A 20,513-nucleotide genomic window follows, 5' to 3' on the forward strand; every position below is an offset into this window, starting at 1 on the left:
GGCCTTGGTGTCTTGATTTTAACCTCGAGCTACTATGACTAAAAAATATGTCTTAGCAATTGATTTAATGAGTGGCGACTATGGAATTGAAGTTTCAATACCTGCAACCATCCAATTAGTTAATTCTTGTACAGATAAAAACTTAGCATTTTTGCTTATTGGAGATAAAAAATCCTATAATTTATACGCTAAAGAGCTAAGTAATATTTCACAGATTGAGTATGTATTTGCTGAAGAGATTATAACTATGGAAGAAGAGCCCTCAAAGGCAATCAGAAAAAAAGATAGCTCTATGAGGGTGATGATTGAGTTAATAAAAGAGGGCAGGGCGGATGGAGGGTTAAGTGCTGGAAACACTGGTGCGTTAATGATGCTATCACATTTACTAATTAAACCAATTCAGGGAATCATCCGAACTGCAATTTGCGCGCCATTTCCAACTCTCTATGGTAAAACTTGGGTATTGGATTTAGGAGCAAATGTAGTTTGTGAGCCAATAAATTTATATCAATTCGCAATTATGTCCCATGCTCTTGTATCCGCAACTGACTTTACTGAATCACCATCAATATCTTTGCTTAATGTTGGGAGTGAATCACATAAAGGAAGTCCTTTGGTACAAGAAACTTCTAAATTACTTGAAAAATCTCTACTTAACTATAAAGGATTTATAGAAGGGGATACTATTTTTACAAACAAGAGTGACATTGTCATTACCGATGGATTTACAGGTAATTCAGTCCTTAAAGCGTGTGAAGGGTTAGCGCGATATTTAATTCATGAAACCAAAAGGGAAGTTTCAAAGAACATTATGTTAAAAATATTTGGACTTATGGCATTACCAATGTTGCTAAAATTGAAAAATAAATACGACCCTTCAAATTACAATGGAGCTAGTTTTTTAGGATTAAATAAAATTATTATTAAAAGCCACGGTAGCACAAATATTAAAGGCTTTAAAAATGCTATACAGATTGCTATCCAGCAAATTAAGGCAGATCTACCTAATCAAATTGAACAAAAAATTAAGTACTATAATAACTAGTAATATGTGGATTAAAGCATGATTAGACTTATTGGCACTGGTTCTTGTATGGGTGACACTCTACTATCAAATTCCGAACTTTCAAAATTAGTCGATACAACAGACGATTGGATAAAATCAAGGACAGGGATTGAACAACGCTTTATAACAAAAACGACTAGTGCAGATGATGCGGTGGTTAATTATGCCGTTGAGGCTTCAAAAAATGCCCTAGAAAACGCTAAAATTTCCGCTTCAGACATCGATTTAGTGATTGTAGCTACTTGTACACCTGGCAGGAATTTACCATCTGTAGCTTGCAGAGTTCAGAATAAACTTGGTATCAGTAAAAAATGCCAAGCTTTTGATGTTTCTGCAGCTTGTAGCGGTTTTACGTTAGCCTTACATACCGCTCGTGGATTATTCTTGTCATGTCCAGAAATATCTAAAGCTCTTATAATTGGCTCTGAAGTAATTTCAAGTATAGTTGATTGGAATGATAGGTCAACTTGTGTTTTGTTTGGCGATGGTGCTGGAGCTGTAATACTTGAAAGATCCTCTTCCGATGTTTTATTTGATACTTATTTTAAGAGCGACGGTTCTTTTATCAATGATTTATATTCTGATCCGAATACTAACTTCATTAAAATGGATGGAAAAAAAGTCTTTACGTATGCAGTAGTTGAGATGGTTAACACAATTCAATATTTACTAGATCGTAATAAATTAGACCAAAGCAAAATTTCATTATTAATCCCACATCAAGCAAATTTAAGAATTATTGAATCTATTGGTAAAAAATTAGAAATCTCATCAGATAAAATTATTAAAACGATTGATAGACACGCTAATACTTCTGCCGCATCTATTCCGATTGCTTTAGATTATGCAAATAGGAATAATTTTATTAAAGCGCTTGATTTAGTTGTGCTCGCTTCATTTGGTGGTGGTTTTGCTTGGGGAGGCGCTTTATTTACTTGGCCAATTAAGGTTTAGTTTTTTCTATTTTCTGCAAGTAATTAATAATTATCTTTTCAAAATGTAAAATCTCACTTTCATCCGTGTACCAATGCGGTGATAATCGAATACCTCCCGCTCGAATTGAGGTGATTATATTATTATTTAAAAGATATTCGTATAAATCTTGAGGTTTTTTAGGTGAGCCATTTTTATTTTTTAATGTATATGTTAAGATTCCTGAAAGCTTAGGTGTGCGCATAGTTTCAGGAGCAAGTAATTTAATTCTATCTGAAAATAAACACATTATTTTATCTATACGATTACAATTATGTAGAATTTTCTTTGAGATATTTTTTATTCCAATTTTGTTAATCATTTTGAGTGATTCATATAGTGCAACTGTTCCAAATAAATTAGGGTTACCATTTTCCAACTTCCTTATTTTTTTAGATATAGCAGGAGAGGGGTGCTTTTCAAAATTTATTTCCTTAACACTTCTCCATCCAACTAAAGTACTATTTAATCTGTGTAATAATTTATCACTACAATACATAATACCTAGTCCACTTATTCCGTTTAACCATTTGTGACTTCCAGCAACGACTGCATCAATATTTTCCGGTTTATTAATACAAAGACTGAAAGCGCCAATTTGCTGAATTGCGTCAACTATAAGTAAGCAGTTATTCTCAACACATGCTTTGCTTAATTTTTGTAAATTTACTTGGGATCCTTGCAAATATTGCACCGAACTCACTGCTATTATTTTTGTGTGCTTATTAATTTTTTTTAAATAAGCTTCTGTCCAATCAATTTCTTCAATTGACGTATCTACATATACTATTTCGCACCCATGTCTTTTGGATACCTCTTCCCACACATATCTGTTAGAAGGAAATTCGTATTTACTTAGAAGTATGTTGTCTCTTTTTTTATACTCAAGTCCAAAAGCAATCGCGCTTAATCCAGTAGATGTGTTATTAATTAATGTAATATTATTCTTTGCAATTTCATAGTTGTATTCGCCTAATAGTAACTTTGTAAATTCTATTTTAGAACCATTAATTATTTCTAATATATTGTTATTATTTATTTTATTTTTAAAAGTTTGATCTAGCCAAGTTTGAATTTTTACTTTGATTTGTTTTAGCAACAGAGATTGACCTGCGTTGTTTAAATAGGCACTTTTAGAATTTTTATAACTTCGCATAATAGATATTATGTAATAATTTAATTTGTATTAATGTAATATTAATATATAATTTACTATAAAATATTAAACATATATGGGTAAAGAAGAAAAAGAAAGTGAAAAAACGCAAACTATAAACGAATTTGAAGTCAGCGAAGTTTTAAAACAGTTAAAAGAAGAACAAGAAAAAAAACCGAGCTAATAAAAATTATATTTATAATTGTAATGGTGCCCAGGGCCGGATTTGAACCGGCATGGAGTTTAAGCTCCGAGGGATTTTAAGTCCCTTGCGTCTACCAATTTCGCCACCTAGGCAATAAGGTGAGGCTGAGGCCGGAATTGAACCGACGTACGCGGCTTTGCAGGCCGCTGCATGACCACTCTGCCACTCAGCCAAATACAGCCAAATAATAAAATATTTGGAGCGGGAAACGAGACTCGAACTCGCGACCCCAACCTTGGCAAGGTTGTGCTCTACCAACTGAGCTATTCCCGCAATATAATTTCCCACTATTATCCACTAATATTATATAGTAGTGATGAATAAATTATTTTAAAAAAGGGATTGATTTAAATATATATATAAACATTGAATACAAAGATAAAACTAATGACAATAATAAAAAATATTTACCAAGAGTATAAAAATGATCAGAAAATTGATAATTTAAAAGTAGCAATATTATCGAAAGAAAAAGAAGAGTTGTTTTAAATTTACCAGATAAAGAAACCTGTACAATAGAAGAAACGCCTAATTGCCCCATTCGCTCTCTTAAACCAAGAATAATGATCTCCCTTAGATGAATAAGAATTATACAGGTAATAATGAATAAATCAGTATTGTACAGAACAATTATAGTAATTAAAGTTAATTGAATAATGATCTTGTCAGCAAGAGGATCTAACATTTTGCCAAGAGACGTTACTTGATTATACACGCGAGCAATATAGCCATCTAACCAATCTGAAATTGCAGCTAAAATTAGAAGTAGAATTGCAAAATTAAGATACGTGTAGTTTTTAGAATAATTAAAATATAAAATGAAAAAAACAATTACGGGTGTTACTATTATTCTTAGAAGTGTGATTATATTTGAAAATGTCATACAGATTATATATTTGATATTTTACTTGTAAAATGATAGAAGAAACATAATTGTTAAATTTTATTTTGATTCTTAAAATCATATTTGATCCTTCTTTTTTCAGACCAATAATTTGTATACTTATGCGCTTCATCTGTGATACTTTGAAGTAAGTACATAAGCATATATGGTAATTTTGTGGCGTGAGTTGAGCTGGTTGAATTATCATTTTGGTAATAATGAAGTGTAAAATCACCTGAAGCTCTTAAATTGCCTTTAGAAACAGATAAACATGATATTTTAGGTATATATTTATAGAGAAAATTAGAGTAGATATATTGTAAATGAGTTAAACCACCATCAATACAAAATAATGAGGGAAAGCTAATATTATTTTTTGATAAGTGTGAGAAATGCTTATCGCATGCATTTCCAATCATCTCAAGATCATTCTGACTTTTTTTTGTATTTGTATCTAAATAGGAACGGTATCTATTTCTAGTAAAACCAGTTTGATCAAAGTGAACTATTCCAATAGACGCACCCCTGCCCTGCCAATGGCTAGCATCTACTGTTTCAATTGAATTAATATCTTTCCAATTTATAGTGTATTCTTGTAAAGCCTGAATTAATTTAATTGGTGATAATTGATGATTTTGTGTTGTTAGAGTTGAGTGTATGGCAAGACTATAAAAATAATCACTCGAGATTTCTTTAGAATTATTAATAATATTTATAGATATTGTGAATGAAAAATAAATTGAAAGTGCTTTTTGTAATTCTGCAATTGGGAATATAGGGTAAATTATTTCTAATTGAAGAGCAGGCAACATTGGTAATTTGTTAAGACAAGCTAACACACCAGAAATACAGAGCTCCATCTCTGACAATAAAAATGAGATGGGTTCAATTCTTGTGGTGCTCAAAACCATAATTCCATTTCTTATGGCAATTTGATGAAAACATAGATGAGATGGATGTTTGATAATTGCAATAATGTCTCTATTGTTTTTTGAATTGTAGTTTTGTCTAGCCTGATCAAGCAACTGAAGAGTGTTATGAAACACAATGGCGCTTTCATAATCATATTTTTTAGAAGCTAGATTGATTTTATCAAGCAAACTTTCATTAGTTTCTCCAGTACTAGATAAATGATTGCCTTGTAAATAATCAATGCATTGATTTACCTGAAGTTGATATTGAAATGTATTAACATACTCAACACAAGGAGCTGTGCATTGTTTTAATTCATAGTATAAACATGGGCGTGTTCTATTGGTAAAAGTAGAACTTGAACATGTTCTAAGCATAAATTTTTTTTGTATAATTTCAATTAAATTTTTAGCTTGAGATTTTTTAGTAAACGGACCAAAACGAATGAGGTGTTGAGATTTTGTTGATGCACGAGATAATTTTACACATGGATAGTTTTCATTAGATAACTCGACTGTTGTGTAACTTTTATCATCACGAAATATAATATTGTATTTTGGAGAGTACCGCTTAATTAATTCATACTCAAGTAATAAAGCATCATTTTCATTATTTGTTTGGATAATTTCGATTTCTTTTACATTGCACATTAAAGATTTTGTTTTGGGATCGAGGTTTATTTGCTTGTAAGTTAATATTCGATTATGGAGATTTTTAGCTTTACCGACATATAAAGGAATCAAATCATTACACTCACCATACATGAGATAGACGCCGCTATAAGTTGGTAGCGCGTGAAGATTATTTATTTCAAAACGCAATTGAGTATATGAATCTTTTCAATGACTTCGTCAATAGGGCTATTATTAAATTTTTGGATGATTTTAGTTTTATAGAAGTACGCCACTTTAGGTAGTATTGAAAGCGATTGTGCGATTAACTTATTATTTCCAGAACATTTTATATACGCTTTAATATAATCAATTTCTCTTTTTGTTAGGTAGCATGGTGTTTGTGTTTTTAATTTCTGTTTAAATAATTCACGATAACTAGAATAACTAATAAAATCATTTATTGCAGGAATACTTATTATAGTTGGTTTAGTATTAACTAGATAATAATTATATTTACCTAATAGTAACGATCCTTTTATCTTGAAGATAACCATTGTGTGGATATTTTTATACTCAATAAAATCGATTGCTTTTTTAATAGTATCTTGATCGAGTATATAATCTAAATCTATAATAATAATATCACAAGAGCAAATCGTTTTATTAAAAATGTTTGAAGGTTTTTTAGAATTAACAACTAAACACTTTCCAAAAGAAGAATATATTTTAGATAATATTTTTATATCACTTACATTATTAGCCAACACCCCTATGGTAATTGTGGGCTGAAGATAATATCCATTTAACTTACTCTGCATAAATATCCCATAAAAGTAATGAATGTTCAAGTATCTTAGTTGGCGAAATAACTGACTGTTTTTCGTTAATAATTTTAATTAGCTCTAAAAGCCCATCTTGGATTGACCAAAGCCTGTCTACGGATTTATGTAAAACTAACAACGTATTAATTTCATCTCTATTGATTACTTCATTTATAGGTTGAGTGGGTATTTCGTTGAGACACATTAAAATATAAGTATTTATAAATAACTGCCAACGAAGTATTTGAAGACAGTAGTACTCATTTTGACTAAAATCCTTTAAGAATTGAAATAGTAATTTGATGTTAGCTGAAAGAAACAATTTTTTAAACTTGATAAAAATTGAAGTCAATTCAACTAATGATTGCTCGGATAATTCAGGATTATCTAAATCAAATAGAAAATTTGTTAATACTGAATTGCTTGCAACTCTAGAAATTATATATTCACTTCTCTCAAGATAAGTTGGGCCTCGAAGCCAAATTTGACGAACCCTGCTTTTAATTGTTTTAGAAACTTTTGTAATATCATGTGCAGTTAAAATAAATATAATATTATCCTTAGATTCTTCAATGCTTTTTAATAAAATGTCTGATTCTTTGCGTTTAAAAGTATCTATTTCAGATATAAATACCACCACACCTAAAGTCGATGTTGGGGATTTTGAAAATTGCTGCACAGAATTTCTTAATTCCTCAACTGAGATTTTTTTACCTATTGATTGCTCTGATATTAGTGGATATGATAAATAATTTAAAACAATAAAATCTGGATGTGTTCCAGCAGACATCCATTTACACGCATCACATAATTGACATGGAGTTTGTTTATTTGCTTTATTCATACACAATAAATATTGACTTAGTCGTAAAACAAATAATCTCAGCCCACACTGATGATCTGATTTAATTAATAGTGGTTTAATGTGAGTTTTATAACCAGCCTCCGTAATAACTTTCCCCATAAGTTCATTAAACCAAGGGTAGTAATGTTTATGAGGTAACGCAGTGTTCGTATTAATCATTTAAGTCAGCCCAATTATACATTCAGATAAGAACATATTTTGGAAAAAGTTTCATCCTCATTGGTTGAAGCATCAATAAGAATTTTATTTTTATCTTGGCTATTTTGAAATCGCTGAAGATACATATCTCTCATCTTGTCTAACAATAATCCATGGTTACTATGTAAATATATTTCATATCTATCTAGTAAAATACTTCTACTTGATATCCTTGTAAGTAATTTATCAATAGAAATATCTAAATAGATGGTAATGGGTATCAATTCTTTTGGCAGTATAACATTATGACACTGATCTAAAAATTGAGCAGAAAACCCCCCCTCTATTCCTTGGTAAACATAAGTGGAATCCACAAATCTGTCACAAAGTACCCAGTACCCTTCTTTAAGTCTTGGTAAAATTTCTGTAATAACATGCCGGTTTCTCATAGCAAGTAATAAGAAAAGATTAGTTTTCCAATCAAACCGCTTTTCCTTTATTGCAACTCTCACAAAATCGCCAAGTTCAATTCCTCCTGGCTCTTGAGTTGAGTGAACTTTAAAGCCCGAGGTAAGGAGTCGGTTTTTTAATCTATTTAATTGGGTAGTTTTACCAACACCATCCAAACCTTCAAGTACTACAAATTTACCAATACCCATAGGTGAGCATTGGTAAATTTGATTGTATTATTTCAATCGTTATGACTTTTTTTAAATTTATCAATTGCGTTCAGGATATTGCTTTGGTTTGGTTCTACTAAATAATTAATTTTGATTTTTAGTTGATCAAACGATCTCACATTACCTTTCTTTAAAATATTTGTCTTGTGCGAACTTATTGTTTTCTCGCTTACTTTCAAACATTTCGCCATTTGAATATTCCGTAACTTGCAATATAGTAGTAAAAAAATATCGAGCTCTCTAGAAGAAAGTATTTCCATGAATGAAAATAACTTTGTATATTTAGGGTTATTTTTACAATCTTTTAGAAATTTTTTAACTTCGCTTGAGAAAAATTTTTTCTTTGTGGTCTTGCTACCCTTTTTGAGCATAACGGTCTGATAGCACTTTTTAATTTCACTCTTCGAAGTTGTTGGTGATATCACGGCATCCAAATACTTATTTCGCTCAGCATAAGAAAGAAATAAAGCATTAAAATTCGTTAAATATCCAATTATTGCAATATGTCCTGACATTTTTGAAATGGATCGTAATGTTTGAGAACTACCAAACTCTGACATGTCAAGATTACAAAAAAGCGCGTCTGGAAAAGAAGCTCTGCAGTATTCACGAACTTCTGATAAAGAAGTAAAAACGCGACTTACGTGAATAAGCTCACCGTGTTCAGAAATTAATTCCTTAACTTGCTCCATACTGATTTTATTGGCATCTATTATTATTACTTTTACATTGTTCATGTTACTACCTCCTAATATTTTGTTTAAAATAATATATCATAATTTTATATAAAAAATCATGCTTTTATTAATAATTTTAAAAATCAGAATTTTATAAAATAGGCAAATATAAGGGTAAAAAACCAAAAAAAGGCGCTACATAGTCCGAGTTAGTCTCTCAGAAACCAAAGAACCACCCAAAATTATCTCAATTCTTTTTTGTGTCGATCCATTATCCTTTTCACTAAATTGTACTCCAATTCCTGGTTTCGCTTTAATTGAAGTAGAGCCACTAGGTGTCACCCATATAATTTTACCTGCGACTGGTATTTTTTCAGGTGAATCATTTAATTGGAGTAGCAGAAAAATATCTTGACCTAATTTATAATCCTTAGTTGTGGGTATAAAAATTCCTCCATTTATAACATAAGGCATGTAAGAACTATATAACGCACTTTTGTCTACTATGGTTAAGGATAGTAAGCCTCCAGACCTAAGAGCTTGTGGTTTTTGATCTTTAGGTGATATATTTTCAGTCATTTTGGTATTTTAACACTATTTTCTAATTTTTTAAATATTGAATTACATATTTTTTATGTTGCTCATAAGTAGTACTAAAATTATGCGATTTGCCTTCAGTACTTTTTGCAACAAAAAATAAATAATCCACTTTTGCGGGATTTAGAACAGCAATAATAGAAGATGTTTGAATTGTTGAAATTGGATTTGGTGGCAATCCACGTATAACATAGGTATTATATGGTGTGTACGTTTTTAGATGCTGTTTAGTGATGTTTCCATTGTAGGCATCTCCCAAACCATAAATTACTGTAGGGTCAGCTTGAAGTTTCATAAATTTTTTAAGTCGATTCAAATAAACTGCTGCAACTAATGGTCGTTCAAATTCAACACTTGTTTCTTTTTCAACTATTGACGACAAAGTCAGTAAGTCGTTTACTGATTTAATCTGATTAGGTAATTTATGTGAAGCAAGAATTTTCTTGAGCGTTAGATCGAATATTTCATAACTTTTGACAATAAGATTATTTGGATCAGATTGATATTCCACACAGTATGTATCAACAAAAAGTCTGCCTTCAAGATCATATATGTTTTTTAATTCAGGCATCTTATTACGAATAGTTTCAAAAGTAATTGTTGTATTAAAAATACCTGAAGTATTCATGGATTTCATGATATCAAATAATGTAACTCCTGGAAGTATTGTTATTTTTACCTTTGCAGTTCTTCCCGAAGCAATTGAATTGAATAAATCGTACAAAGTAGTAGAATTATTAACAGAATAAATACCGTATTTTGGATGCGAATTAAAAAACAATAAATCCCATAAAAAAACACCAATATATCGTCGAGCTAGTATATCTTGTGCGAAATTTAGATTTGTGTTTTCTCTAACCATCTCAACAATTTTTATTTTTGTGCTTCTTTTTTTAATTAGTATATAATCATTAGCGTTAGACTTTTCACAGAAATTAATAGCGGCATAATTAATTTGTGATTTAAATTTTAACGGGACGAATAAAAAAGTGTAAATTAAATAGAGCATTGCTAATAGAAGAAATATACTACTGGCTGATATAAAAATAAATAATCTTTTGTATCTACGATACATATAGATTATTAAGTTGAGTTGCGCATAATTCAATTAATGGATGGTTTGTCGAATAATGGCACATACCAAATGTTGACACTGGAATAACACCGTTTACAGCATTAGCTAAAAATACAGCTTGGGCTTTATATAGACAAGAGTAATGTGTGTAAACATATTGTAGATCCATTGAATTATTAGTTAATATTTTATCTATTGCCATTTTAGAAACACTCAACAAACTCCCAGAGATTAGACTTGAAGTGTAAACGTTGTTGTCGATAATCCAATATATACCATAATTTTCACAATCAATTATATATTCTTTACTGTCTAATAAAAGTGATTGAAATGAATTAACATTTATTTTTGATAGTGTAGCTAAATTATATAATTGTCTATTTCCAGTTTTATAGTTAAGATAGATATTATTTTGAGGAAAAACAAAAGCTGTCAAATCAATATCGCACATCTTATTTTGAATCTTTAGAGTTTTTTTTATGCTTAGATTGAAATTTATTGATGAAAGCCCGCTTTGCTCACTAGAGACATTACATTTATTTCTTGAAATAGTTAAACGCCCAATTGCAGTTTCAATCTTCTCTTTTCTGATTTCAAAATTTATATATTCTTGTATTGCAACAATTGAATCTGTCGGCAATTTAAGGTGAGGCATTGATATTAATAGTCTTTTGATATGGAGATTAATTAAAGGGATTTGATTGTTTATAATTCTCATAGTTTCAATCAAATAATCTGAATAATGATACATTGGCTTTGCTACTACACTATTGAAAAAATAGTTTTGTACATAGGTTTCGCTTTTTGCCATATTTCTTCCCACTCACTAGATACATTAGAATCATAAACAATCCCTGATCCAACATGAAAAATAAAATCATTTTCCACCATTTGAATGGAGCGAATTAAAATATTAAATTTAGCATTTCGTTTGTAATTATAAAATCCAATAGTTCCAGTATAGAAGTTTCTAATATCAACTTCCAGTGACTTAATATACTTAAGAGAAGCGTATTTCGGACAGCCACTAATAGAACCACCTGGAAAAATTGCAGGAAAAACAGAAGAAAATAAAAATTCAGAAAGCTGCGCTTGTATATAGGAAACTAAATGTGATACACTGGAGGTTTTTTCTATAGTCGCAAAAGATTTTACTTTAACTTTGCTTGCGAATTTAATCTTTGCCAAATCATTACGTTCTAAATCAACAAGCATTAAATGTTCACTGATTTCTTTTGAGCTATCTTTGAACTTTAAAATATCCGCATAAACACCTGGTGCATAAGTTCCTGCAATTGGAGCGGTGGTAATTTTATTATTTTCCCATGAAAATAACAATTCAGGGGAAGATGAAACTAATTTTAATTCTGGTAAATTACAATATGTCGAATAAAATGAGGGATTATGCTTAATTGAACTTAAGAATACTGATAACAGATGAATCGGGGATGAGGAATGTATTGAAACTTTTATACCAGTATTTACTTGATACACTTCGCCAGAGTATATTGAGTCCTTAATTTGTGAAAAAATATTTTTGTAAATATTTTTTGGAGTATGGTAGTTATAGGAAAGTGATAGTGGCGATCCGTTTAAGTTTAATGAACTAGAAATAAGCGGGGTAAAATAATCATACTTATCCATTGAAGTATACTCATACACAAAACCGTAAATGAAATCTTTTCTAGGATTTTCAATTTTATAAATTTGATAGCTTGCTTCAAAACTTAGATAAACAACAATTCCACCTTCAGGATTCACAATAGATTGTTTTTGGGAATATGTGTCAAGAGTCTCAAAAAAATTATTTGAGATCAAGTCTCCATTATCTGAATAAACCCCCTCACCTTTCCATAAAAAAATTCTTTTTAAATTTCTTGGTACATAATGAGCATTGTTAGATTCATTGTTAAGAGATGAGTAAAAAACTAATCGTGTTTTCTCCACATCATCTATTGAAGAAAAAATTGGTTTTGGGCAAATTGTCAAGAAATATTAATTAAGTAAATTTTTTAAAAATAAGTGACCCATTCGTACCACCAAAACCAAAAGAATTTGACAGCGCGTAGGATATTTCAGAAGCTCTTGCTTTGTTTGGCACACAGTCAATTTTACAATCTGGATCTTGGTTAAATACATTAATGGTTGGCGGTATTATATTATTTATGGTAGCTAATATGCAAAAAATCGCCTCAATACTTCCTGATGCGCCAAGTAAGTGGCCAGTCATAGACTTGGTAGAGCTAACTTGTATTGAGGAAGGAAAAATTGAACCAATAGCTTTTGATTCAATGACATCTCCAGCTGGCGTTGATGTTCCATGTGCGTTAATATAATTTATTTCTTCAGGCGTAATCTTTGCGTCTATAAGAGCGTTTTTCATACATCTAATTGGCCCTTCCCCATTTTCGGATGGTGAGGTAATATGATACGCATCAGAAGAAGTACCATATCCAACAAGTTCAGCTAGAATTTTTGCCCCTCGCCTTTGGGCAAATTCAAGAGACTCAATTACAATTACAGCAGCGCCATCACCCATCACGAACCCATCTCGGTCCACATCAAAAGGTCTGGAAGCTGTCAATGGATCATCATTTCTAGTAGAAAGCGCCCTCGCGTTACCGAAACCGACTATACCTAACTTTGTTGATGCGCATTCTGATCCCCCAACCACCATTGCATCTGCATCCCCACACTGTATTAATCTCATGGCATTTCCAATATTATGAGTTCCAGTCGTACACGCGCTAACAATAGAGAATGAAGGTCCTTTAAAGTTAAATCGGATTGATATATTACCTGAAATCATGTTAGTAATAGATCCAGGGATAAAAAATGGTGTGATTTTTCTATAAGATTTTGATTCTATCAACGAATGCGAGGCTTCAATAAAATTAATTCCTCCAATACCTGATCCTATAGAAACTCCTATTCTATGACAAGATATTTCGTCTGCAACTAATTGTGACTCATGTATCGCCTGAACAGCAGCGCAGATACCATGAATAATAAACGGATCGTTTCTCCTTGCTTCTTTCGCATCAATAAATGAACTGATGTCATAATCTACTACGGGGCAACAAAATTTTGTTGCTATATCAGAAGCATCAAAATGGGTAATAGGCTTAGCGCCTGATTTTCCTGAAATTAAATTTTTCCAAGTTGTATCGTAATCTTGACCTAGTGGTGAAACACAACCAAGGCCTGTAACGACAACTCTAACTTTGTTAGACAAAGCAACCTAAACTAAAAACAGTTGAATTAACTATTAGGTTTTGCTGATTTAATATACTCTAATAATTTTTGAAAAGAAGTTAATTTTTCAGCATCTTCTTCCGGTATAGTTATATCAAACTCTTCTTCAACAGCCATACTTAGCTCGACAAAACTAAGTGAATCAGCTCCTAAATCTGTTTCAAATGATGACTCAAGTTTTAACTCGTCCGGTTTGATTACCAATGTATCAATGACTACTTTTCTTAATCTTTCTTCAATAGAATCCATAAATTTTTACGCTCCTTTACTAACGTTTATTTCTTAACATTATATACTAAAGTAATGGTTTATGTTAAATCTACTGACAATATAAGCCACCATTACACTGAATAGTTTCTCCAGTAATGTAACTAGCGTGATTTGATGCCAAAAATAAGGCAATCGATGCGATATCATCAGCTTTTCCCATTCTGCCCATTGGAACCATAGATATAATTTTTTGTTTTTGCAATTCAGTTAGAGAATTAGTCATATCACTTTCAATAAATCCTGGTGAAATACAATTAACAGTAATATTTCTACTGGCAATCTCTAGTGCTAAAGATTTAGCAAAACCAATGATCCCTGCCTTAGATGCTGCATAATTAACTTGGCCTGGATTTCCAGACACACCAACAACGGAAGTGATAATTATTATTCTACCTAATCTATTTCTAAGCATTGGCTTAAGAAATTTCTGAGTAATAGAGAATGCTGAATGCAGATTTGTTTGTAAAACCGTGCTCCATTCATCCTGAGTCATTTTTATAAATAAATTATCGGCTGTAATTCCAGCATTTAATACCAAAACATCAGGTAATAAATTTTTATCATTTAATTTATCAAAAAGTTGATCGACCATTTCGCTTTTATTAACATTTAAGGTGTGCCCAAAGCCTAAAGATTGTGTTTGTTCTAGCAAATCTGATATCGAACGGGAGCCCTCGTCAGTTGTTGCTGTTCCAACACAAAAAAAGTTATTTTGAGCAAACTTCTCCATAATGGCTTTCCCAATCCCTCGAGAAGCTCCAGTTATTAAAGCAGTTTTAAGGTTAGTCATGTAGTAACTCCATTTTAATTTTATCTAGCGACTCATCATTATCAGTATTAAATATTGCAGATGTGGTAAATAAAGTTTTTATCAAGGTAATAAGAATTTTTCCCGGACCAACCTCAATTATAATTTTTGGATTGAATTTCTTTTGTAAATATAGCATTGAATCATGCCAAAGCACAGGATGAGAAATTTGCTCTGCGATTATAGTTGGCATTTGATCAGCAAGTGAATTTTCTGAAGCTGTTCTGTTATGTATTATTGGAAAAGTAGGGGTGTTAAATTTTATAGTGGAAAGTTTATGCAAGAATTTCTTAGATGCGTCATGTAATAATCTTGAATGTGAAGGTATACTAATATTTAAAGGTATAATTCTTTTAACAATATTATTGTCACGTAAATAACTCATACATTGTTCTATTGATGTTTTTCTTCCTGCCAGCACTATTTGCTGAGCTGAGTTAATATTAACAATTTCAACAACATTGCCATCATTAGAATTAAATCTTTCCAAAGAAGTTACCAGAGCGGGTAGTTCAAATCCAATTAAAGCCACCATAGCCCCTTCTCCAATTGGTACTGCTTCTTGCATCAATTTTGCTCTAATTGAAACTAGCGATAGTGCGCTCTCAAAAGTAATGGTATTTGAGCAAGCAAGAGCTGACCATTCCCCTAAGCTATGGCCTGCCATAACTAAAGAATGTTTACTTAGGTGTTGTTTAAGTAAAGAATAAATACCGTACTCTAAGGTGAATAAAATTGGTTGGGTATACTCAGTTTGGTTTAATAGTGTTGTGTCATTATTATTTATTATATTGTAGACATTGAATTGTAATATGTCACTTGCTTGATCCACTATTTCTTTGAATACTGGGTACTTTTCATAAAAAGCGTTCCCCATTCCAGAATATTGTGAGCCTTGACCTGGAAATAATAAGGCAACTGTGCTCATAGAATAAGATCTGCCAATGAAAACCATCCATTTTTTTTTGTATGTAATTTTGTAGCAGCGAACAGCGCACCCTCAGCAAAAACTGAGCGATCAAAGGCTTGATGGGTTAGGGTAATTTTTTCATGGCCAAAATAAAATGACACCGAATGATCACCAATCACCTCACCGACTCTTTCAATCGCAATTGAAATTTCTTTCTTTGAAAGAGGTTTATTTTTACCAAATTTAGCAATTAGTGGGCTTCTTGGTACTTGCAGACCTCTATTAACAGCACCTAACAGCGATAGTGCAGTTCCAGAAGGAGCATCAATTTTATGGATATGATGGGTGTCATGAATACTAATACTTGCCATATCTTGCAAAATAGAAGATATCATAGTTAAATTTCTTTCAAGAACCGCTACTCCAAGACTCATATTTGAAGAAATCAAAACTTTTGTATATTTTGAAATACTCTTCAATTTTAATTTTGTTTTATCAGAGATCATCGTTGAGCCTACTATCAAAGAGTAGTTAGGTTTCTTAATGTGGTTTACTAAATCAGAAGTGCCATGCTTACCACTAAAGTCTATTAAGACATCAAAATTTTCTTTGTCCTGTAGGGTAGCGCAACTACGAAGTTTTATAGGGAGTGTTAGAAATGACGACCCTAATAATGGGTGTGCATTATGTTCGAATACACTTGTCAAGGAAAGTTTGTATTGACTATGTGAAAATGATTGAAGGGCGTTGTAAGTAGCCACCCCCATCCTGCCATGGGCACCGTAAATAGCAACGCGAAGAAGTTTCATTAATTTATTTTAATTCACTTTGCAAACAAATGCTTTATTGTTTCATACCATTTTTTTGTTTTCGTTGCTTGGTAGTTACTATTCTCAAAGATATCTTTTAAAGAAGTGATTTGCTCAATTGCTTTTTTTGTTAAGGATGTTGGGATTTGGGCATGCAAGAGACAATGAAGATCTCCAACTTCCGATTTTGATCGAAGATATTTAATACCTTTACCCTTAACTGTAATAGTTTCACCTGATTGAGTACCTGCAATTACAGAAAGTTGTAGTGTAGTACCATCAACCCATGGTACTAAAATATTTCCACCTAAGATTAGAGTTGTAACAGGTACTGGTACAGTACAATGAAGATCATATTCATTGCGAACATAAAAATCATGGGGTTTAATCTTTACTGAAATATACAAACCACCTCTTGAACCATTTCTAATACCTGCATTTCCCTCACCAGAAAGTTGGATAGTGTTACCATTATCAATTCCCGCAGGAATCGATACGGATATATTTTTTTTACTAGAAATCCTACCATTTCCTTTACAAGTTGTGCAAGGTTTGTTTATTGAAATTCCCTGCCCTCTACACTTTAAACAAGTTTGTTGATAGATGAGAAAACCTTGTTGGGTACTTATCTTTCCAGAACCTTTACACGCAGAACAATGTTCTATACCGCCAGTAGAATCAGCTCCTTTTCCATCACATGTATTGCAAGCATCATATCTTTTGTATTCAATATCTTTTTTAACTCCTAGAACACTTTCAGCAAATGAGATATCAATTTCAATTTTTAGCGACTCACCCGGTGTATTATGATTGTTTTTTGAACTGCGACCTGAGCGATCTCCAAAAAAATTATCAAACACATCTCCGAAAATATCTCCTAGATTTGAAAAATCACCAAAATTTGTTTCAAAACCATCTCGTGATTGTGAAGCCGCTTGCGCCATATCTGACCCATAGCGATCATACATTGCTCTTTTTTTTGAATCTGAAAGAACTGTATAAGCTTCATTAATTTCTTTAAATTTTGCTTCAGCTTTTTTATCTCCTGGATTTTTGTCAGGATGATATTGCATAGCAAGTTTTCTATACGACTTTTTAAGCTCGTCTTCTGTGGCTTGCTGATTAACTCCTAAAATAGAATAATAATCTTTACTCAAAACATACACCGATAATTTAAAACATTATTATGAATCTTTTTTTGATAAATCTTCAAAATCAGTCTGAACAATATTTTCGTCATTTGGCTGTTTTGAGTCTTGGTTTTGATTTTTATTTTTCTCAGCCTCTGATTTATGGGTATACCATCGTTGCAAATGGGGAGAGGATTCTTGGGCAAACTCTTCAATAGCTTTTTTAATAACTTCAGCATCATTATTATTGTCCTGAATAATACCCTTTGCTTTTGTAATTGCATTTTGCAATAGATTTTTTTCATCAGGAGTAAAAAAATCCCCAGCTTCAGTGATTGTTTTTTCTAAAGCATGTATTGTTGATTCAAGAGTATTCGCAATAGAGATTCGATCTTTTAATTTATTATCCGCTTCTTCATTCTTTTTTGCGTCTTCTATCATCTCCCTAATTTCTTTTTCTGTCAAACCACCAGATGGAGTAATGACGATTGATTGTTTTTTATTAGTTTTTTTATCAAGTGCAGTAACATTTAGGATTCCGTTCGCATCTATATCAAAAGCTACTTCTATCTGAGGTGTCCCTCTTGATTCTGGAGGTATTTCAGTTAAATCAAATCTTCCCAGTGACTTATTTCCAGATGCGATACCCCTCTCTCCTTGTAATATATGTATCGTAACAGCTGTTTGATTATCTTCAGCAGTTGAAAAAACTTGTGTTGCTTTTGTTGGTATAGTGGTATTTTTTTCAATTAATTTAGTCATGACACCGCCTAATGTCTCGATCCCTAATGAAAGAGGCGTTACATCTAACAAGAGAACATCTTTCATTGAACCACCCAGAACAGCACCTTGAATTGCAGCACCAACAGCAACCGCTTCGTCTGGATTGACGTCTTTTCTAGGTTCTTTCTTAAAGAAATCTTTAACGGCTTTTTGAACTAGTGGCATCCTGGTCTGACCTCCAACGAGTATCACTTCGTGAATATCACCTACAGTTAGTTTCGCATCACTCAAAGCAGTCCTACAAGGAACTAGAGTTTTATCAACAAGATGTTGCACTAAAGACTCTAACGTTGGGCGCGTAATTTTCATAGCAAGATGTTTTGGGCCTTGTGAGTCGGCTGTAATGTAAGGTAAATTTAGCTCTGTCGATTCAATGGATGAAAGTTCGATTTTTGCCTTTTCAACCGCTTCTTTAAGTCGTTGCAAAGCCAACACATCATTTTTTAGATTGATCCCTTGAGATTTATTAAACTCACTTATTACATGTTCAAGTAGAATATTATCAAAATCCTCGCCACCTAAAAATGTATCTCCATTAGTAGATAATACTTGAAATTGCTGTTCGTCATCTACTGCAGCTATTTCAATAATTGAGATATCAAAAGTACCTCCACCTAGATCAAAAACTGCGACTTTTTGATCTTTACCTTTTTTTCCTAATCCATAAGCTAGGGCAGCAGCTGTCGGTTCATTTATAATACGCTTAACATCCAAACCAGCAATCCTTCCAGCGTCTTTTGTTGCCTGTCTTTGTGAGTCATTAAAATATGCTGGTACTGTGATAACAGCCTCTGTAACTGGGGATCCGAGAAAATCTTCTGCTGTTTTTTTCATTTTTGACAAAATTTTAGCAGAGATTTCTTGTGGTGAATATTTTTCGCCTCGAATCTCAATCCAAGCATCACCATTTTCAGAATTAGTGATGGTGTAAGAAATTAACGAACTATTTTTAGTTATTTCTGGATCGTTGTATTTTCTACCAATCAATCTTTTTGCAGCAGAGATTGTGTTTTTTGGATTAGTTACAGCTTGTCTTTTTGCTGCTTGGCCAACGATGATTGTGCCATCTTCACTAAAAGCCACTATTGATGGAGTTGTCCGTGCTCCTTCACTATTTTCAATTACCCGTGGTTGGTCGCCATCTAAAATCGCAACACAACTGTTTGTGGTTCCTAAATCTATACCTATTACTTTTGACATATGTTCCCCTTAATTAAATTATATTTTCGATTTGTACTACAAATGTAGTGGCATATTGAGTTTTTTCAAGTACGCACAATTTATTTCTTGACTGTAACCAAGGCAGGTCTAAGTAATCTACCTTGAAGTGTGTAGCCTTTTTGTAAAACTTGCCCCACAAAACCAACTTCTATATCATCATCCGAGCAGACGCCCATGGCTTGGTGAAAGCTAGGGTCGAATTTTTGATTGATTGGATTGACCTCTTCAATCTTTATCCTCTGCATTAATTGCTGTGTTAATGACAATGTCATATTGTACCCCTCAATAAATTGATTGGGCAGAGATTCTTTATTAGATTCGCAGAGCGCATTACCAGCAATAAGACTATCATAAATTGTAACTAATTCACTTGCAAAGTCTTCCACAGCAAATTTCCTAACTGTCTCAAGCTCTTTCTGTGATCTTTTTTTGTAGTTATCAAACTCAGCAGTAGTTCTTATTAACTTATCCCATGTGTCGTCACAGCGTTTTTGTAATTCATCTAGTTTTAATTCAAACTCTCCCCTTGGTAACTCCGTGGTTAATTGATCGTTAGAAGCTTGATCATTGGTATGAGGAGATTGGGAATTATTTTGTGGTTCTATTTCATCTGTAGGCATACAGTAAAATACTAGGGTTGAACTATATGTTTTTCAAGGGCGTAAC

Annotated in this window: 21 protein-coding genes and 3 tRNA genes; 2 read left to right on the forward strand and 22 right to left on the reverse strand. The window is 32.2% G+C overall.

Going from position 1 to position 20,513, the window contains the following annotated elements; all coding sequences use genetic code 11:
• Nucleotides 1-34: 34 nt before the first annotated feature.
• Together plsX and QM538_00865 are read left to right on the forward strand one after the other, a co-directional pair.
• Nucleotides 35-1,045, forward strand: coding sequence for a phosphate acyltransferase PlsX (gene plsX / locus QM538_00860; protein ID MDI9347045.1), 1,011 nt, complete (start codon nucleotides 35-37; stop codon nucleotides 1,043-1,045).
• Nucleotides 1,046-1,063: 18 nt separating this feature from the next.
• Entirely contained in the window at nucleotides 1,064-2,020 is a 957-nt protein-coding gene (locus QM538_00865; protein ID MDI9347046.1) for a beta-ketoacyl-ACP synthase III, read from the forward strand.
• On the opposite strand, the gene QM538_00870 is transcribed toward QM538_00865, so the two are convergent.
• The 22 genes from QM538_00870 to QM538_00975 form a co-directional block, all read right to left on the reverse strand.
• The gene (locus tag QM538_00870; GenBank protein MDI9347047.1) at nucleotides 2,010-3,194 is read right to left on the reverse strand and encodes an aminotransferase class V-fold PLP-dependent enzyme; all 1,185 of its coding nucleotides are present in this window, start codon (nucleotides 3,192-3,194) and stop codon (nucleotides 2,010-2,012) included. The two genes, QM538_00865 and QM538_00870, sit on opposite strands and share 11 nt — an antisense overlap.
• Nucleotides 3,195-3,402: 208 nt before the next feature.
• Nucleotides 3,403-3,491: transfer RNA gene (locus QM538_00875), tRNA-Leu, on the reverse strand.
• Nucleotides 3,492-3,500: 9 nt separating this feature from the next.
• Nucleotides 3,501-3,571, reverse strand: a tRNA-Cys gene (locus QM538_00880).
• A 25-nt stretch (nucleotides 3,572-3,596) separates the two neighbouring features.
• A tRNA-Gly gene (locus QM538_00885) sits at nucleotides 3,597-3,672 on the reverse strand.
• A 52-nt stretch (nucleotides 3,673-3,724) separates the two neighbouring features.
• Entirely contained in the window at nucleotides 3,725-4,282 is a 558-nt protein-coding gene (gene pgsA / locus QM538_00890) for a CDP-diacylglycerol--glycerol-3-phosphate 3-phosphatidyltransferase (GenBank protein ID MDI9347048.1), read from the reverse strand.
• A gap of 53 nt (nucleotides 4,283-4,335) precedes the next feature.
• A complete protein-coding gene (locus QM538_00895) occupies nucleotides 4,336-6,015 on the reverse strand; it encodes a GIY-YIG nuclease family protein (protein ID MDI9347049.1) in 1,680 nt (559 codons plus the stop codon).
• Nucleotides 6,000-6,626, reverse strand: a complete 627-nt coding sequence (locus QM538_00900; GenBank protein ID MDI9347050.1) for a hypothetical protein — start codon at nucleotides 6,624-6,626, stop codon at nucleotides 6,000-6,002. Before QM538_00900 ends, QM538_00895 begins: the two co-directional genes overlap by 16 nt.
• Nucleotides 6,616-7,653, reverse strand: a complete 1,038-nt coding sequence (locus QM538_00905) for a hypothetical protein (protein MDI9347051.1) — start codon at nucleotides 7,651-7,653, stop codon at nucleotides 6,616-6,618. Before QM538_00905 ends, QM538_00900 begins: the two co-directional genes overlap by 11 nt.
• 14 nt (nucleotides 7,654-7,667) lie before the next feature.
• On the reverse strand, nucleotides 7,668-8,291 hold the full coding sequence (gene tmk / locus QM538_00910; GenBank protein ID MDI9347052.1) for a dTMP kinase: 624 nt from the start codon (nucleotides 8,289-8,291) through the stop codon (nucleotides 7,668-7,670).
• Nucleotides 8,292-8,323: 32 nt separating this feature from the next.
• Nucleotides 8,324-9,049 (reverse strand): LuxR C-terminal-related transcriptional regulator, encoded by a 726-nt coding sequence (locus QM538_00915; protein ID MDI9347053.1) that lies wholly within the window; start codon nucleotides 9,047-9,049, stop codon nucleotides 8,324-8,326.
• Nucleotides 9,050-9,184: 135 nt separating this feature from the next.
• Nucleotides 9,185-9,568: a PilZ domain-containing protein gene (locus QM538_00920; GenBank protein ID MDI9347054.1), complete on the reverse strand. Its 384-nt coding sequence runs from the start codon at nucleotides 9,566-9,568 to the stop codon at nucleotides 9,185-9,187.
• Between the two features lie 22 nt (nucleotides 9,569-9,590).
• The gene (gene mltG / locus QM538_00925) at nucleotides 9,591-10,661 is read right to left on the reverse strand and encodes an endolytic transglycosylase MltG (GenBank protein ID MDI9347055.1); all 1,071 of its coding nucleotides are present in this window, start codon (nucleotides 10,659-10,661) and stop codon (nucleotides 9,591-9,593) included.
• Complete coding sequence (locus QM538_00930) at nucleotides 10,651-11,472, reverse strand: aminotransferase class IV (GenBank protein ID MDI9347056.1); 822 nt, start codon at nucleotides 11,470-11,472, stop codon at nucleotides 10,651-10,653. Before QM538_00930 ends, mltG begins: the two co-directional genes overlap by 11 nt.
• A complete protein-coding gene (locus QM538_00935; protein ID MDI9347057.1) occupies nucleotides 11,424-12,650 on the reverse strand; it encodes a chorismate-binding protein in 1,227 nt (408 codons plus the stop codon). Before QM538_00935 ends, QM538_00930 begins: the two co-directional genes overlap by 49 nt.
• Before the next feature lie 10 nt (nucleotides 12,651-12,660).
• Entirely contained in the window at nucleotides 12,661-13,896 is a 1,236-nt protein-coding gene (gene fabF, locus QM538_00940) for a beta-ketoacyl-ACP synthase II (protein ID MDI9347058.1), read from the reverse strand.
• A 26-nt stretch (nucleotides 13,897-13,922) separates the two neighbouring features.
• On the reverse strand, nucleotides 13,923-14,165 hold the full coding sequence (gene acpP / locus QM538_00945; protein ID MDI9347059.1) for an acyl carrier protein: 243 nt from the start codon (nucleotides 14,163-14,165) through the stop codon (nucleotides 13,923-13,925).
• A 70-nt stretch (nucleotides 14,166-14,235) separates the two neighbouring features.
• Nucleotides 14,236-14,976 (reverse strand): 3-oxoacyl-[acyl-carrier-protein] reductase, encoded by a 741-nt coding sequence (fabG, locus tag QM538_00950; protein MDI9347060.1) that lies wholly within the window; start codon nucleotides 14,974-14,976, stop codon nucleotides 14,236-14,238.
• Nucleotides 14,969-15,922 (reverse strand): ACP S-malonyltransferase, encoded by a 954-nt coding sequence (fabD, locus tag QM538_00955; protein ID MDI9347061.1) that lies wholly within the window; start codon nucleotides 15,920-15,922, stop codon nucleotides 14,969-14,971. Before fabD ends, fabG begins: the two co-directional genes overlap by 8 nt.
• Complete coding sequence (dapB, locus tag QM538_00960; GenBank protein MDI9347062.1) at nucleotides 15,919-16,713, reverse strand: 4-hydroxy-tetrahydrodipicolinate reductase; 795 nt, start codon at nucleotides 16,711-16,713, stop codon at nucleotides 15,919-15,921. The genes fabD and dapB overlap by 4 nt, the downstream gene beginning before the upstream one ends.
• 14 nt (nucleotides 16,714-16,727) lie before the next feature.
• Nucleotides 16,728-17,870 carry a molecular chaperone DnaJ gene (dnaJ, locus tag QM538_00965; GenBank protein ID MDI9347063.1) on the reverse strand — a complete coding sequence of 381 codons (1,143 nt, stop codon included), beginning with the start codon at nucleotides 17,868-17,870 and terminating at the stop codon, nucleotides 16,728-16,730.
• Between the two features lie 27 nt (nucleotides 17,871-17,897).
• Nucleotides 17,898-19,826 carry a molecular chaperone DnaK gene (gene dnaK, locus QM538_00970; protein ID MDI9347064.1) on the reverse strand — a complete coding sequence of 643 codons (1,929 nt, stop codon included), beginning with the start codon at nucleotides 19,824-19,826 and terminating at the stop codon, nucleotides 17,898-17,900.
• Nucleotides 19,827-19,906: 80 nt separating this feature from the next.
• Complete coding sequence (locus QM538_00975) at nucleotides 19,907-20,467, reverse strand: nucleotide exchange factor GrpE (GenBank protein MDI9347065.1); 561 nt, start codon at nucleotides 20,465-20,467, stop codon at nucleotides 19,907-19,909.
• Nucleotides 20,468-20,513: the final 46 nt, after the last annotated feature.

Source organism: Candidatus Methylacidiphilales bacterium (assembly GCA_030054035.1).
Lineage (GTDB): Bacteria > Pseudomonadota > Gammaproteobacteria > JASGCS01 > JASGCS01 > JASGCS01.